The following is a 559-nucleotide window of genomic DNA, read 5'->3' as shown; positions in this document are numbered from 1 at the left end:
CCGCCGCCATTCCTTCGAGTTCCTCCGAGTTCCTCCAACCGGTCCGGGTCCTCGCCCGGTTCCTTTCCATCCCAACTGTTCGACAGGACCCCACGATGATGAAGAAAGCCCTGCTGCTCGCCTCCCTGATCGCCGCCGCCGGCTGGCGCAAGCCCAGAGCGCGACCTACGCGATCGACCCGACGCACACCTACGCCACCTTCGAGATCAAGCACTTCGGCACCTCGACCAACCGCGGCCGCTTCGACAAGAAGGAAGGCACCGTGCAGTTCGACAAGGCCGGCAAGTCGGGCAAGGTCGAGATCACCTTCGACATGAACGGCATCAGCACCGGCTCGACGCAGTTCGACAACCACCTGAAGAGCAAGGACTTCTTCGACGTGGCCAACAACCCGACGGCCAAGTTCGTCGGCGACAAGTTCACCTTCTCGGGCGACAAGGTGGCCTCGGTGTCCGGCCAGCTGACGCTCAAGGGCAAGACCGCCCCGGTGACGCTGACCGCGACCAACTTCAACTGCTACGACAACCCGATGCTCAAGCGCGAGGTCTGCGGCGGCGAC

At 63.7% G+C, this 559-nt stretch carries 1 protein-coding gene; it reads left to right on the top strand.

What is annotated here, in order from left to right; all coding sequences use genetic code 11:
- Positions 1–142: 142 nt before the first annotated feature.
- A partial coding sequence (locus tag FUT87_RS28140; RefSeq protein WP_310735337.1) for a YceI family protein occupies positions 143–559 on the top strand: 417 nt, incomplete at its 3' end.

This window comes from Mitsuaria sp. TWR114, from assembly GCF_007997345.1.
Note: the sequence above shows the minus strand (reverse complement) of the source record. Positions and strands in the feature narration are given on the sequence as shown.